Raw genomic sequence first — 14,355 nt, 5'->3', positions numbered from 1 at the left:
TACCTGGCTTTAAGTGACCTCTGCTGCACAACATACATCCCCTCGCCCGTGCCAGGTGCAGGACTATCAGAAGTCTTCATGATAATAAGCGCATGCCTGTAATATTCACCCGGCTTTTTGGGATCGTGCTTAGGCCTTGTGATACCAGTAAACTTGCCGTCTCTTGTATAAATGTCGATATATTCCATTGTCTCTTCCTTTTTGGTAAAAATTTTTTCTAGTAATATATAAAGTATACCTTCCCATATTAAAAGATTCAAAGACTTAATGAATTTAATATACTTGAAAAATCAGACATTCTCTACCATCTACGGATAAGAGTCCTTGTCTCATCATCTCTTATCCGTAAAATAGTAGAATCCGCAAAGATCAAAAACAAGATTTGCGGATAACAGGCTATGACACACTTACGCTTATCCGTAAATCAGCAGAAATCCAAGAGATTATAAACTTCACATCCTCTACTATCTACGGATAAGAGCCTTCGTCTCACTGTCTCTTATCCGTAAATCAGAAGAATCCACAAAGAATAGAAACAAGATTTGCGGATAATAGGCTTTGACACACTTACTCTTATCCGTAAACCATTTGAAAACAAAGGATTTCCTACAATGTTTTATTTGTCCATACCTCGATTAATATAAAAATACCCGCAGCCACCGGTGAAGCCAAAGCCACCTTTGCTGCAGGTATTTTTATTCTAATGATCTCGTTACATCCTGCGTGAAGCAAAGGCCACTCAGACTACTTGATCATTCTGTATGAAAGACAATCTACAGGATATCCTCCGCATTTATATTCACAATATATTTGCTGCAAAATCCTGTCCTTGTCTTATATTGACTTAATAATAGCAAAGCGTCTGTCACAGAAGTGTCACACTAAGATTATAATTTTCGATAAATCACAAAACACCTGCAGCTACGGCATCCTATCCGCCTTAGTTGCAGGTGTTTCTATTCAAAAATTTTTATTCACTCATACAAAACCTTGTTAGCGCCAACCGTCTTCCTTCAAAACTTATAAATATCATGCAAATACTCCCTACTCTTCCAGCATCCCCAGATATCTCTCAATCTGCATAAATACTTCATCCAGGCTGAAATACCCGGCTTTCCTTACAGTGAGCCTGCCTTCAACAAATACAAGGATCGCGGGTGCACTGTAAATGCCATGCTCCTCTGCTATCATCGGGAACTCTTCGATATCAATATACCTACTCTTAACGTTCTTATGATCTGCACTCCACAAGTCTATCCTCTGCTTTATGGACTTACATGGAGCACAGGTCACAGCACCAAATTGAAGTATCATAACAACAGAATCATTTATAAGAGCATCTAAGCTTTCTTCCTTTGATAAGTTTTCCATATATCATCCTATGTAGCTACAACCAATTGTTTTACCAACAATCACCTTGCAACTAATTCCTTTACGCTTCCGCATTTTTCTTGATCACAACTGGCCATACACACATAGCAAATATCAGCATTATGAATCTTGCTATGAAATGGCCCCAGTGGCCGCCGAATGCTGCTACTATTGTAGCAGATGCGAACAGCTCTTTCCATGCCATGGCAATTGCGGCACCTACACATACAAGAAGAGGCAGGTTCTTTGATCCAAACGGTATCTCATAATGAATGTAGTGCCTGTCCACATAGCTTCCGATAAGGAATCCAAGCAGTGCTCCGCAGGCCTTGAAACAGTCATTCATCATCTTGTTAGGATCTACAAGCAGATTGCCTGCAGCATCATAATCCATAGGATAAGGCTTAACCTGGATATAGATAAGAGATGCAAAAACAAATACAATTCCAACGAGTGTCAGAATATCTATCAGCTTGCCATTGCCCTCGACCTTCTTAAATACAAATGTAACAACCCAGATAGTCAATACAGATTCCAAAAAGCCTACGATTACATCCTGCGGTGTATGTACTCCAAGATAATTTCTTGAAAAGCCGGTAAGCGCAATAAGAACCGCACATAAGACCGCCAGCCATCTTCGTTTATCCTTCTGCCATACGAATATAGTTCCATAAATTGTTGTTGCCGTGCGAGTATGTCCACTTGGGAATGAATAACCCGTTGCCGCTGTTTTCGAGTCTCCCGCAGGTTCGATCAGATCAGAACGTATCCACGGGCGGTAAGCGCACACAGTCAGCTTTATGACCCCGTTCACAAGCTCTCCCACCCAATGATTAGTCAGGAATATGTACCCCCACTTCTTATCAACGCCCCAGAACACTATAAATGGGAAAAAAGGTAGTATATCTACCGCGAATTTAGATAGTGCGTTGAAAAACTCATCAAATAATCCGCCTGTTGCATTCCTGATGTCCTGTAACCACAACAAATACTGAATGTCCATTTTACTCAATCTCCCTTATAATATATTTTTGATAAAAAATGCATATAATGATGCAGGTGTCACAATTATCTTTTGACACCTATATCATTATATCATTTATATCAATAGTATATTATCGATAATTACATTTCATGGACACAATTTCTGTTAAACTCGCAAATGCTTCGATTTTTGCTCGTTATAAAAACACTGCTGACGCAGTTCTACAGGTACGTGCATTATAACCCCGCACCCGAAATCAAGATAACCCATCACCTAAAGATGATGGGTTATCTTGATCATTTTATATATCATTCAAACAAGATCATTTTTAATTTTATTCAGCTCATCATTAAGTGCTCGGATATCCAGCCCTTCAGGGGTGTTCCTTCCAAGTATACTCTGAAATGATAATCCAAGAGGGATAATGTCCTTTGTAAGCATAAGATCTGTCAGCTCTGGCAGGTATTTTTTCAGAACAGCTCTTGCTTCTACGTTCTCTATAAGATCGTTGGCAGAATCCTTAATTGAGAAGAAACCTTCTTTCACAAAATCATCTTCGGACAAGAACCAGTTCTTTACTGCCTGGCCAGCGCCGCTATTGGGAAGACGATAGCTTTCATCTTCAGTATCACTTCTTTTGAAAACGCAGCTATCATTGCAGCCTTCGCTACTTACCTCGATCATATTATCGCCATATTGTAATGGAACATTTCTAAAAAGGGCTATACCATTTCCATTATTATTACATTTTCCAAATACCTGTCCATTTACAACAAGTGTAACCTCGTCGCAGTTCGTGTAGATCTTCAGATCAGCTTCATCACTGGTTCTATTGGCAAATCTCTGTGAACAGATATGAACGAACTTTTCACTACTCCACTTTGCTTTATAGTAATAAAAGGCGTCTTTTTTAGTGCTTCTATCGTAGGTCACAAGCCCCTTACCGTTCAGATTTAAGAGGCCGCCGTCTTTTCTCATGTCACTGGAAAAATCGAACATGTTCCATACAAAACTTCCCCATATATAGTCCTTATTTTCAAATATAGGGTAAACCGTCTCATGGTAAAGAGCCTGATATTCTTCAGTATAGTCCTGAACGACCGGATTTTCAGAATGAAGCTTGGTATTACAATCCACGCCGTACTCACTTATACCAATCGGAACCTCAGGTCTTTCACTGTGGAATCTGTCCAGAAATTCGTCATAGTCGTGCATATCGCCGTAATACCAGCCAAAATAAATATTGTAACCGATCATATCAGTTGATGAATTCAGCTCACTCTTAAACTTAACAGTGTAGAGATTAGCCGCAGTTACAAGCCTTGAAGGATCAAGTTCTTTTGCAATATCTCGAAGCTTACCAAGCGCAGCATACATAAAAGGTGCATCCCTGAACATACCAATTTCATTCTGAATTCCCCAGCAGAAAATTGATGGATGATGAATATTCTGAAGAATAAGCTCTTTGAGCTGCTCTTTAGCATTCTCTTTAAGCGCTTCATTATCAGTCATTTTAAGCATTGGGATCTCAGCCCATACAAGATATCCCTTCTTGTCTGCCATATCATAGGCAAATTGAGGATGCTGATAATGGGAAAGCCTTACCGCATTAGCACCAATCTCATCTATAATACTGAAATCTTTTTCAATATTCGATTCAGACAATAAATTGTAAGATTCAGCAAAGTCCTGATGCTTTGCAACGCCATTTATCCTGATATGCTTTTTATTTAGAAAAATACCTTTATCAGAATCTACGCAAACGCTCCTAAATCCAGTAGTAAGCACGACTTCATCAAGCTCTTTTTCATCATTCCAGATGCTGGCCCTGACCTGATAGAGTGCCTGAGATTTTTTTCCATCCCAGAGTTTAACATCTGGAATTCTGATCGATAATTCGTCTTTTTTGTCAAAAAAACTATCAGATACTATATTCCCGGTAGCGTCCTTAACTTCAAGTTTGATCTTGTCAGCTTCATCCATTACAGCATGAATTTCTGCTGTCAAAATACCGTCAGCGCCGTCAACACTTGTTCTTAAGATAACGCCGTCTGTTCCATAGTAAGTAGGATCAAAATAAGTATCTTTTTCTGTGACAAGAAGATTCATTCCTCTATAAAGGCCACCAAAGATTGTAAAATCTCCTGTCAAAGGAGATATCTCATCATCTAACTTATTGGTCAGATAGATATCAATTCTTACATCCTGCCCAAGCATATTCTCGGGAATCCTAGCTCTGAAAGCAGAATATGCGCCTTTGTGCTCGGCAACTTTTGTGCCATTAACAAGAACAACAGCATGCTGATCAGCGCCTGGAATATCAATAAAAGCATGCTTCCAGGATGACTTTGTAGCTATTGTTTTGGTATATAGAGTAAGACCTCTGTATGCCCTTTCCTTATGCCAGGTGTGGGGCAGATCAATATTTTCAAAATCCGATTCGTTTAACGCGCCACAAGGGATATCACTGATATCCCCTGCAAGCTTTTTAAATTTCCAAGTATCGTTTATAGCAATTTTATGCATTCTCTTTCCTCATCTCATAAATCTTATATTCTACTTCTTTCATCTTTTCAGGAGTAAGCTCATAGAATTTCATTGCGATAATATTGAACGCAGCACCGACAAGCTCAAATCCATAATAGAATATAATAGCCATGATCAGCAGGTTGAAGCTGTATGGTGTATCCAGATCCGGAAATGCATCCTTGAATCCGATCATTGCAAATCCAACACCTACAAAGGTAGGACCAAAAGATGAAATCAGCTTATCCATGAATGAGAATACTGTTCCAACCATTCCAGGAATATACTTACCTGTACGGGAAGCTTCATAATCGTTAACATCAGCAATCATAGGTGGTACGATTGAACTTGTTATCATCTGGAAGCCTCCACCTATAACAGTTACCAGGAAAAGAGCTATTGTGAACATTGTAAAACCGCTGAATGCTTCACCATATCCATTTACATAACCCGGAAGGCTAAGAGTTTTAGGATCCATGAAAAGCCAGATAAGGATCGCGATGGTATCAAATATAACTACGCCCCATGATCCAACCTGCATTGCCTTTTTAAGACCAAGCTTTGAACCAATAGCACCAATTCCAAGTGCCATCATTACAAGACCAACAATTGTAGTATAGAGTGTCCAACCACCTGAAAGCTCATAGTTACCTGCCACGATTCCGTACAATACAAGAAGAATTGCACTTGTTTTACATGTATTAGAAAACTGGTCAGTTGCTCTTGCCACAATCATCATCTGAAGGGGTCTATTGTTCTTAAGTACATCTATATAATCTGAAAATTTAACTTTTTCTTTCTTCTTAGGAGTAGCTTCTGAGAAGAAAGGAACATCCTTTGGTGTTATAGAAATATATGCTATAACAATTCCAACTGTTGCAATGAGTGCAACGATAAGCCAATACTCGTGGAACAGCTCAGCACTCCTCATTGATCCATACTTAACTGCAAGACCTGCTACAACCATCTGCATTACTGCTCTCATGATCCTGACAAGAACTGTACCTACAATTGAAAGTATAGGTCTTTGTTTAGGATCATTTGTAAGACATACATTACCAACATGATTTGAGATATTAAGGAATGTATATCCAATGTAATAGATTGCAGTAAAGAAAATAAAGAATAATGGTCTAAAACCGCCCTCTGGCAATCTATCAGTAACATTGAACATAAGAAAACTGTTTATGAAAAGAAGCAGTCCTCCCATGATCAGACAAAGCCTTGTTTTACCAATCTTCTCAGATTCCTTGAACTTATCTACAAAGAATCCTACGATAGGATCTGTTACACCATCCCATAATCTTGTGATGGTAGAAAAACTTGATGCAAGAACAACTGCCATTCCAACATATCCGTTTAAATAGAATGACATTATCATAGTTAATCCCATATAAAGATTAACTGCCATGTTAGCTCCGGAAAATCCTATAATCCTCCAAACAGGAACAAAATGAATTCCGTCTTCTTTCATATACTTCTGGTATTTCGCTTGAATACTATCAGACATTTAAACCTCCTACGATATCCATAACCTAATGGAATTTATTTGAGTAAATTTATTTGATAGCATTAAAATATCATTAAGTGTAAAATGAAAATAGAATATAAATCCTTTAGATAGCAAAATAATACTTTATAGGATGAGCATATGAAAAAATATAATAGTACCCTGGAAAGCAGCGCCAAACTAATTAATGAGCTATATCAGGTAGGTCTCTGCACGGTCAATGACAGAAGCGAGGCTGAAAGCTTCAGTAAAAACAATATGATAAGCAGCATCCAAATGATCTTTTCTGCAGATGCTCTTCTTGCTATGCGCTCAAGTATCGATCATCACATCATTTATACGCTGACAGACCCTTTTTTCCTAACAATCATGATCTTTATGCTCCAGGATAATTTCTACGTCTTTGGCCCGTTCGCTCCTATCCTTCAGTCCAAGCAGCACGCCATCCATATCATAAAAGAATCAGGCGTAACAGGGCTGTCCGTAGATGATTATTTAAGATACAGAGAGCATTTTCCTAATCTAAGTGTAGAATCTGCCCAGCACATCGTAAACAGTTTTATAAAAATATGCGATCCAGATTCTAAAAGTTACAAAATCAGAAAGCAGGAAGATTTTATAATTGAAACTACTGATAACACCTCAGAGACATCCAGAGAAGACCAAATAAATCTCCTGCAGCTTCGATATGCAAATGAACAGGAGTTTATAAACTCTGTCGAAAATGGAGATTCTAACAGCGCGCTCAAATATCTGGATAAAATGCAGCGAGACGTTCAATACATGAAAGAAGTCGGATCAACTATTGAAAATGAAAGAATTGCCTGTGCAATAACAAGGACCACTCTTCGTATGTGCGCTGCCAAAAAAGGGCTACCGGCTTATCTTATAGATCAGCTCTCTGGTCAGAATACACGTGAAGTTTCAAATGAAACACGAATTGATAAAATACTCGCCAGCAAAGAGAAAATGGTTAGAAATTTCTGTAATGCCATTGATCAGTACAACACCAATAAATACAGCGCCATAATTTACAATGCGATCATTTACTTAAACAATAATTTTTCCAAAGAGCTAAACATAGACAATATCTGTGAGGAACTGTCAATTTCAAGAAGTTATCTCATGACACTATTCAAGAAAGAAATCGGAACAACACCTATCAATTATCTAAGGAGCATAAGAATAAAAAAGGCCTGCAATTATCTTACAGGCACTAAAATGAGTATCCAGGAAATCAGTGAAAGCGTAGGAATTCCTGATAGCAATTATTTTGTAAAATGTTTTCGAAAGGAAAAAGGCCAAACACCTTCTGAATACAGAAAAAAACATAGATCTCCTGTTAAAAAACAGTTTTAGGCTTCTACACTTTAATGATCTCGCAACTTCTGTAAACTTAATAAGTGATTCAGCTATTTTCCCAGATCAAAGAATCACTGCCCGCCTAATCCATAATCGATAGGATCAGCAAAAAGATGATAAAAATAATTAAAGAATATCTCGCATTACTCGTCTGATATCCTCTGCATGATGCCCATAGAAAACAATATGATGATTACCACAAGGTTTTTTCAGGATCTCAGAGACATCTTCCTCAAACTTCACAAGAATCTGTGTACGACAAAGATCAGGCTCATCAAGGTTTTTAATGATAGTTCCGTCGCTGACAAAAAAGTTCTTAAGATCAGCGGAAAGCCTGAAAATAGTCACATCTTCCTCGCGAAGATATCCCTTTATAGCAATACCGGTACCGGACTCAAAATGAGTATCAAGCCTAAGGTCATCTGTCATTGCCATAGGAATCGTGCAATGAGCCAAGACCATAGTGTTATCCGAAGGAGATATTCTCGATGGATTAGCCTGGAATGAAGGCTGCCCTGTAAGAAGCTTTACAATGTGCATCGATATAAGTGCTGCTATATCACCCTCACAAGCGGCAGTAATCCCTTCATCGTTAAGAATCGCAAGACCTGCGCAGCCTGTAGTTGCAAGCGGCTTTAAAAGATCAAAACATCTTACAGTAAATCCTGAAAGGCCGTACCTGTCTGCTATTGTCTTGAAGGCTCCAAAAGTCCTGAGAGCCTTGACCTTTTCATCATCATCAAAGACTCCCGGCAGCAGGTCCTTATTGACCATCAGCGCATGATCATATTCTTTTTTTACCTCATCAAGAGAAATGTCCTTAAATGTTATTCCCAGTTTCTTAGTAACTTCCTCGTAAGAAGGGACCGAAGCTATAAGCCAGTCAGATGGCTGTCCCAACACACCAAATACAGTCTCATTAAGACTTTTCTTGAGCTTCTTGGTCATCACAAGCGTTCTGATACGGTCTGCAATATAGTCCACATCTCCGTGAAGGATCTCTCCATTCTTACCCTTTGAGGAAATGAAAGTCATGATCTCCAGGGATGCTGCCAGCGAATTATTAGAACCATTGGTCAGCAGATAATATGGCTCCTTAAGCTTATCCAGATTTTGTAAAAAGAGATTCTCACTACCTCCTGACTGTACAAAAATAAGCTTCAGATCGCAGTCATAGTCGTCAATATCGCTCATTGAAAGCTCACATCCAAGCCTTGCTTCAATGTCCGAAACAAAACCACCTGTTATAGGATTTAACATATCGTTATAATTGAGTCCTGACCTTAATCCTGATATCTTTATGTTCATAATTATCTTTTTCTCTCCGATTTCTTTCTTAATTTCTCATATAACTCAATTCTATATATTAGGTTTCTCGTTTATTATCTCACCGATAACCTTACCAATATTACTGCTTACCTTTCCTTTCAGATTATGAATATCCTGATTAATATTTTTCTCTTGTTCAATTGCAACAAGGACATTATCCGCAAGTTTTCCAATTTCCGGATTCTTTTTAGCATTCATCCCTGTCAGTTCATGAAGGACATAATACGCGTGACTGTACCTGGTTCTATCGTCTGCAGTCAAAAACTCTTCCTCATTACCTTTTATATACTTTTCGTAGCTACCCTCGATATGAAGAATCAGGAACAGTTCAAAATTTGGATTTGTCACCGCCGCAATATCATTTTTTTCAATTACAGCAAGTAGTTCATCATATCCCTGAACCTTTGCTTCAAAGATATCACCATCAAAAACAATGACCATCTTATCTCTATTAACATCAAAACCATTATTCAAATTCTTCTTTTGCTCTTCCGCAAAATCAAAAAGTCTTTTTGCAAATGAAATATTTTTGTCTTCTTCAGTCTTTTCCCACAATCTGATATCTATCAAAGGATGAATTCCAAGTTCTTTTCTTAAGTCAATCAGGTGTTTGAAATAAAAAGTCTCTGTATTGGCACCTTCACAAATAAAAAAATACTTCCTAAATGGTTCAATCTGCTCTTCTTGATCTGAAGGACGCTGGTTCCAGTTCGTATATGTATGTACGGGCATATTTACTATCTCCTCTTCGCTTCGGTCCGTGCTAAACGAACATCCCCAGGTCGTTCAGTGTCCTTCCTGAAAGAAAACTGTCTGAACACAGGAATAGCACCATATCTTCCTTCAAGATAAGCTTTACTAAGCTTCTTGTCATATCTTTCCTTGAATCTGTCCAGAGAATAAATCTTGCTGGCATTGTCAGAATCTCTTTCCACAAACCATATCTCATCTCTACGGAAAAGACTTTGATCCATTATCGTGTCTTCATGAGTCGTAAATACCAGCTGCATTCTTACACCATCATGAGCTTCCATAAAAAGCATCAGAAAATGCTCTGTCAGCTTAGGGTGCAAACTGCGCTCCAATTCATCAACAACAAATACAGTATCAGGTCGTTCAGTAAGGAGCATATCTATCAAATCAAACAATCTCTTTGTACCATCTGATTCCTCGGAAAAGTTAAAATCAAAAACAGATTTGCCATGCCTGAGAACCAGCGTTGAAATCTCAGGTTCTTGCCCATCTTTTATGCGAATATTAAAGAAGCCACCTTCAACCCTCCATGTCATCTGAATGCTTGGAAGATTACTAATCTGAAGCTGAGCTTTCAACTGAGAAAAGATTCCCTGGACAACTTCAGCAGGAATCATCTTGCCCATCTCATCTATAGTAATCTGTCTTGTTTTTATCTCTGTAACACCGGTGTCAAAAGTCTGGATCAGTTTGCTTATGTTTTCTAAAGATTCATCATTATAATATGCTTCAGTATTTGAAATACCAATGTTTGGATTGATGACGATTATATTATTCATGATCCAGCCGAATGCTTCTACGAAAAAAATCAGTTTAGACTTCTCAGGATACTTCTTTCCTCGATTCATTTCAGTCAGAAATAACTGCGTATCCTGACCCGCAAAATCTTCTGAATAAACACTAAATCTTCCCTTCTCTGCTGTAGATAATTTTACCGTATCACCCAAAATAGGAGCATTATTACCTTCTCTTAAAAAGAGTTGATGAGCACTGCCATCCTGCATCAGTTCATATAGCCACTCCTCAGTAATCTTTCTTTGGCTCAGTATTGCAGAAAATCCATAAGCGTAAAAAGTATCTCCCGCCGTAAACTGAATCTCAAATACACTTTCGCGGTTTTTATTCTCCTGTCGATTTCTGCAAAAATCATTTGCAGATCCAACCGGTATTCCTTCCATCAAAGCAGCTTTAATAAAAGCAAATACCGCAACTAGATTAGATTTACCAGAAGCATTCGCACCATAGACAATTGCATTTTTCAAAATTTGCGTCTGCTTAATTTTTACACGATGGCTCTTATTTCCCTGCATCTTACTGGAAGAAATCATTGATAATTCTTCCTTTTGATCAAACGATTTATAGTTTTCTACAGATAATTTGACTAACATAATAAGCGCCTCCTTCCAGGATGTTCTTTAATTATAATATTTCCAAAGAGGAAATACAATATTTTAAATGCGTATATAGAGATTTTTTCGCTTTTTGACGATGTAAAACAATCAAATATGTCATTTGACCAAGTTATTTACCCTTCCATAGCATTAAAATCCCAGCCTCACATCCGTGATAAGGACTTAAGTTGGGATTTTATAATTCATTATAATTCTTATTCAGTTATAAAGAAGAATCTGCGAACAGCTTCTGTACTACTTACGTTAGTTATAGCATTTTCAGGTCTGCTTATATTTACATACTTATAAGAATTGGATACCTTATGGCTTGTGTCTACTCCATGCTTGCAGGGATCTCCAAGATGATTTGGAATGTCAGTTATGCCATAATACTGCCCCGATTGATATTCAATACTGGAAAGATCATATATGATATTATCACTTGATACATCAACATTATCAAATTCGTCGTAGTAACCATAAATGCGAATCTCTGCATTTGCTTCCGGATCTTTAACTATAATCCATCTATCATACTCGCAAAAAGCATCAACTTCATAGGTATATTCATATCCCAGACTATCTAATATATCCTCAACTTCCTTGAAATAATGCAGGCAATCGCCTTTATCAAATGAATCGATAATTGCTGCAACTTTCATATATACTTCTTCGAAAGCTTTTGTTGGCCTTATACCAAGAACTCCTGTTGGATAGTTACAATTTGAAACATGTGCCTTAACGGCTGAAGATTTATTTATATTTGAATTTTGATATACAGTTTTAAATCCTTTATTATTTGCTGATTGTACCTGTGATGCGCATTCAACAATAGCTGCTGCACCATATAACAATGTTGAAAAAATTTTTTTCATACCATATTCCTTTTTACAAATTTTTTATCATAACCTCTTACCGAAGCATGGAAGTTCCATTGCTTTACCAAAAACAGTTCCTCCCTCCCCACAATTAACTGGAACTATCCAAAAGCAAAAGGCAATAATCATGATCTGGACATACTATTAGCCATAGTTGCCTTAAAATATTTACTAAAAATATATATATCTGGAGAAATACCCTGAGACGGATTAAAAAACTAGACTAAGATATAGAATAAGACAAGAAAAGTCTTATCAAAAATTATGCAAAAATCCTATAGTATTGTAGCCAATATAACTACGCAATATACTCCCCAATTAATGATAACAGATCATCTGCAGCTAATATTACGCTGCCTTACCTTCATAAAACATTAAACAATATTTTCCCCAATTTGATCATTCAGAATGAATAATCACAACAATGATTTGTTGTAAAAAGAATATATCAGATAAAAATTTACAAGTAAATGATTATTTTATAATTCGCAAATAAACAAAATAACGTTCCATAAGTTTGTCAGTAATATATGTTAGATAATTATTCCTGTGCAAAAAATGACCGTGAAGTAATTCACGGTCATTTACTTAAATCACTTAAACAACTGCGGCTCAGTTTGTTTTAAAATATCAACTAGTACCTTGTAATCGAGATACTGTATGTCCTCTTTTCCTTCATGGATCTTATTAGAAAGCTTGCTTGAGTAATATACCGCCATAGCATCTTCTAAAGATAATCCATTCTGCTCTGCCAGATATGAAATAATTCTCTCTTCCAGGTTTTCCTGATAAACCTGTTCCAAAGCTTTATCGTCCATACTCATACCTCATAAAAAGAAACATATGTAATTTTTCAGCCTGTTCCTTGACAGTCGTTACGTAAAATCCTTTGCCAAAGTCCAACGGTCTGTATGAATGCAAAACATCCGGCGTCTTAACAATCTCCACAGATCCATGATAAACTCTCATATCTTGATCCCCCTAACCCCCAAGTATTCTACAATGTCATCAATAATATAATTTGTACTCTGAGTGTGAAGTATATCAAAATGAGGAACAAGATATTTATTAATACAATCTGCTTTTGTAAGTAATGCATATACTTCAGAGGGAAACTTCCCCCACTTATTGGCACATGCATGAATCATATAAATTACAAATGAAAAAGATTCCTTATCCATAGTCTATCCTCATAAAATATATTTATAACCCAATTATACAATAATTAACTTAAAAGAACATCTCATGATCTGTGTTCTGTTTTTATGAACATATTACTTTGGGAAAAGAACAGCATTCCTGATCCCACTTTTGCATAGCCTCTATGATAATTGGATCAGAAATTATGAGCTCTCCAGACTCATTATCATATGTATAGAAATATTCTTTTGCGTATACATTTTGCCAGTACTGACGCTTTTCTTCGCTCTTATTTTTATGATACATGTTAATAATGAAAACGCCTGCTATGGCGGCAACAAGAAGAACTAACAAAACCAAAACCGCTATATTTTTTAGCTTTACCTTATTCTTCATTTTCACTGTTTTGCTCCCCCTCGAAACATAAAAGTTTCATTTATAGAACAATTTTAGAAAAAAACGGCTTGCAACACAAGTGTGACTGCAAGCCGCTATAAATACTCTTTTTAAGATGTCCGCCATCTCTGGCATTACATGATCATCCTCAGTAAACAGACCATATTTACTTACCAAATCCTATAATTCCCTGACAGTGCCAGCAGTGCAAATAGATACAGGCAATTATCATAGTATCTTCTCTCGCCCTTTCTAAGTGGCTGATTCCAGAACCAGTTAACCCACTTGGCAGCTACACTAAAGTCGCTGTCCGGAGCATCGCTGTAAGGAACTGACAGAGCGCTTTGAGCAATAGTAGCTACCAGTCCTACAGGATGAAGTACAGGCCTCTCAAGAGGAGTACCATCCACTTTGTATGCGCATCTTACAGCTTCAAGGTCTGTGCCAAAGAACTTCATAGCCTTAATAGGCAGGCAAAGCTGCCCTTCATCTGTTCCGAACCACTCTGCATCAAGGCCTATATTGGCAGCAGTCCTGTAGGCATCGCTGAAGAAGTCACCAAATTGTCCCCAAGGAAGCTTCTCATCCATTGGAGTGCCGTCGAAGTTAGCATATTCAGCATTAAGACCAGTCTCCGGATGGCAGGCTGTTACAAGGTATTTCCTGCTGACTGTTGCAGCCTTTTTAAAGAATTCTCTGTCCTCTTCATATGCC

Annotated in this window: 14 protein-coding genes and 1 pseudogene; 1 reads left to right on the top strand and 14 read right to left on the bottom strand. The window is 37.5% G+C overall.

Going from position 1 to position 14,355, the window contains the following annotated elements; genetic code table 11:
• The 5 genes from K6G87_RS03650 to K6G87_RS03630 all read right to left on the bottom strand — a co-directional run.
• The coding region (locus tag K6G87_RS03650) for a hypothetical protein (protein WP_296834035.1) at positions 1-188 on the bottom strand (188 nt) is incomplete at its 3' end.
• Between the two features lie 856 nt (positions 189-1,044).
• Positions 1,045-1,371, bottom strand: a complete 327-nt coding sequence (locus K6G87_RS03645) for a thioredoxin family protein (protein WP_296834033.1) — start codon at positions 1,369-1,371, stop codon at positions 1,045-1,047.
• Between the two features lie 61 nt (positions 1,372-1,432).
• Positions 1,433-2,374 (bottom strand): phosphatase PAP2 family protein, encoded by a 942-nt coding sequence (locus K6G87_RS03640; protein ID WP_296834030.1) that lies wholly within the window; start codon positions 2,372-2,374, stop codon positions 1,433-1,435.
• Positions 2,375-2,668: 294 nt separating this feature from the next.
• Positions 2,669-4,882 carry a glycoside hydrolase family 2 protein gene (locus K6G87_RS03635; protein ID WP_296834027.1) on the bottom strand — a complete coding sequence of 738 codons (2,214 nt, stop codon included), beginning with the start codon at positions 4,880-4,882 and terminating at the stop codon, positions 2,669-2,671.
• Positions 4,875-6,392, bottom strand: a complete 1,518-nt coding sequence (locus tag K6G87_RS03630; protein ID WP_296834024.1) for an MFS transporter — start codon at positions 6,390-6,392, stop codon at positions 4,875-4,877. The genes K6G87_RS03635 and K6G87_RS03630 overlap by 8 nt, the downstream gene beginning before the upstream one ends.
• Before the next feature lie 141 nt (positions 6,393-6,533).
• Here K6G87_RS03630 and K6G87_RS03625 point away from each other — a divergent pair, with 141 nt between their 5' ends.
• A complete protein-coding gene (locus K6G87_RS03625) occupies positions 6,534-7,751 on the top strand; it encodes a helix-turn-helix domain-containing protein (protein ID WP_296834021.1) in 1,218 nt (405 codons plus the stop codon).
• Positions 7,752-7,880: 129 nt separating this feature from the next.
• Here the strand turns inward: K6G87_RS03625 and K6G87_RS03620 are convergent, their stop codons facing one another.
• From K6G87_RS03620 to K6G87_RS03580, 9 genes and pseudogenes are all read right to left on the bottom strand, one after another.
• Entirely contained in the window at positions 7,881-9,062 is a 1,182-nt protein-coding gene (locus K6G87_RS03620) for a hypothetical protein (protein ID WP_296834019.1), read from the bottom strand.
• Positions 9,063-9,113: 51 nt separating this feature from the next.
• Positions 9,114-9,815 carry an RloB family protein gene (locus K6G87_RS03615; protein ID WP_296834016.1) on the bottom strand — a complete coding sequence of 234 codons (702 nt, stop codon included), beginning with the start codon at positions 9,813-9,815 and terminating at the stop codon, positions 9,114-9,116.
• Between the two features lie 5 nt (positions 9,816-9,820).
• Positions 9,821-11,224: an AAA family ATPase gene (locus K6G87_RS03610; protein WP_296834013.1), complete on the bottom strand. Its 1,404-nt coding sequence runs from the start codon at positions 11,222-11,224 to the stop codon at positions 9,821-9,823.
• A gap of 218 nt (positions 11,225-11,442) precedes the next feature.
• On the bottom strand, positions 11,443-12,102 hold the full coding sequence (locus K6G87_RS03605; protein WP_296834010.1) for a hypothetical protein: 660 nt from the start codon (positions 12,100-12,102) through the stop codon (positions 11,443-11,445).
• Between the two features lie 596 nt (positions 12,103-12,698).
• Positions 12,699-12,923 carry a hypothetical protein gene (locus tag K6G87_RS03600; protein WP_296834007.1) on the bottom strand — a complete coding sequence of 75 codons (225 nt, stop codon included), beginning with the start codon at positions 12,921-12,923 and terminating at the stop codon, positions 12,699-12,701.
• A complete protein-coding gene (locus K6G87_RS19870; protein WP_334304850.1) occupies positions 12,913-13,074 on the bottom strand; it encodes a DUF3990 domain-containing protein in 162 nt (53 codons plus the stop codon). The genes K6G87_RS03600 and K6G87_RS19870 overlap by 11 nt, the downstream gene beginning before the upstream one ends.
• Positions 13,071-13,286, bottom strand: coding sequence for a DUF3791 domain-containing protein (locus K6G87_RS03590; protein ID WP_296834004.1), 216 nt, complete (start codon positions 13,284-13,286; stop codon positions 13,071-13,073). The genes K6G87_RS19870 and K6G87_RS03590 overlap by 4 nt, the downstream gene beginning before the upstream one ends.
• 82 nt (positions 13,287-13,368) lie before the next feature.
• Positions 13,369-13,641: a hypothetical protein gene (locus K6G87_RS03585; protein ID WP_296834002.1), complete on the bottom strand. Its 273-nt coding sequence runs from the start codon at positions 13,639-13,641 to the stop codon at positions 13,369-13,371.
• Positions 13,642-13,811: 170 nt separating this feature from the next.
• A pseudogene (locus tag K6G87_RS03580) lies at positions 13,812-14,355 on the bottom strand (glycosyl hydrolase family 8); the annotation flags it as partial.

This window comes from Butyrivibrio sp. (assembly GCF_024699075.1).
Note: the sequence above shows the minus strand (reverse complement) of the source record. Positions and strands in the feature narration are given on the sequence as shown.